The 1,525-nt window shown below is 65.6% G+C and carries 2 protein-coding genes; both read left to right on the forward strand.

The features are described 5' to 3' along the window. The coding region (locus tag MJD61_13340; protein ID MCG8556254.1) for an N-acetylneuraminate synthase family protein at window positions 1–397 on the forward strand (397 nt) is incomplete at its 5' end. Next, entirely contained in the window at window positions 394–1,473 is a 1,080-nt protein-coding gene (locus MJD61_13345) for a glycosyltransferase (protein MCG8556255.1), read from the forward strand. The genes MJD61_13340 and MJD61_13345, both read left to right, overlap by 4 nt. Window positions 1,474–1,525 lie beyond the last annotated feature (52 nt).

Raw genomic sequence — 1,525 nt, forward strand, 5'->3', positions numbered from 1 at the left:
CGCCCCGGTGGTGGGCGCGGTGGCCATGGGCGCCCGGGTCATTGAGCGCCACTTCACCGATAGCAATGATCGTGAGGGCCCCGACCACAAATTCGCCCTCAACCCGGACAACTGGGCCCACATGGTAGAGGAAGTGCGCGTCCTGGAGCGGGCGCTGGGCTCGGCCGAGAAGCGCGTGGCCGACAACGAGCAGGAGACCCGCATGTTACAGCGGCGCTGCCTGCGGGCCGCCCGCGATATCCAGGCCGGCGAGACCTTCACTGAAGACATGCTTGAAGTGCTGCGTCCGGCGGTGGAGGGCGCCCTGATGGCCTGGGACCTGCCCGCTGTGCTGGGCAAACGGGCCGCAACCGATTTGCCCTTTGGCAAGGAACTTCGCCCCCAAGACTTGGCATGAAGCTGCTCTATATTCACCAGACCTACACGCCCCATGACCATCGTATGTTGAGCGCATTCACCGAGCACTACGAAGAGGTGCTGTTCATGCGCCTGGACGCCGCGGCCCCAAACCAGGACCCGCGGCCTCTGCCCGCGGGCGTACGCGCGGTCGAGTGGCCCGAGCCCCAACTTGAAACGCTGCAGCAGGTGCTGGATCGTGAGGCTCCCGATTTGCTGCAAGCCGGCCCGCTGACCAGCGGGGCCTACCTGGCGGCCCAAAGCGGTTTTCATCCTTTTGTAGCCATGTCTTGGGGTTGGGACTTGCTGCTGGAGGCCAAGCGCGACGCTGGGCATCAGGAGCGCGTTGAATTCGCCCTCAGCCAGGCGGACGCGGTGCTGGGCGATTGCCAGACTATTCGCGATGAACTGCGCAGCTATGGGGTTCCAAATGAGCGGATAAGTGCCTTCCCCTGGGGCATTGACCTGCAAGCTTTCACATTGGATGGCGAAGATGGCGGGCTGCGGGCCGGCCTGGGCTGGCAGGACGCTTTCGTGCTGCTGCATGTGCGCAGTTGGCGACCCGATTACGGCGTGGAGGCCGTGGCGGAGGCCTTCGCGGCCGCGGCCCAAGCCAATCCCAACCTGCGCCTGCTGATGCCTGGCGCCGGCCCCCTGGAGGCCAAGCTACGTCGCATCTTTGAAGAGGCGGGATTGACTGACCGCGTGCACCTGCCAGGGCCAATTAGCCAGGCCGAGTTGCCCGCTTACTACCGGGCCGCCGACCTCTACCTCAGCAATTCGCACAGCGATGGCTCCTCGGTCTCATTGATGGAGGCCCTGGCCAGCGGGCTGCCGGTGCTGGTCTCCGATATTCTCGGCAACCGCGAATGGGTCGAACCTGGTCAGCAGGGTTGGCTCTTCCCGGTGGATGATGTGGATGCGATTGTTGAGAGCATTGGCCGCGCTACCCAGGCCGACCGGCACGCTATGGGTCAAGCCGCCCGCCGCAGGGCCGAGGCCCGCGCCGATTGGCAGCGCAACAAAGCCGGCCTCTGGGACCTCCACCGCATCGCCCTGGAGGTGGCCAATGGCTAGCCCCAAAGTGGTGGCCATCATCCAGGCCCGCATGGGCTCGCAACGCCTGCCC

It is taken from the genome of Pseudomonadota bacterium (assembly GCA_022361155.1).
In the GTDB taxonomy this organism is placed as follows: domain Bacteria; phylum Myxococcota_A; class Polyangia; order Polyangiales; family JAKSBK01; genus JAKSBK01.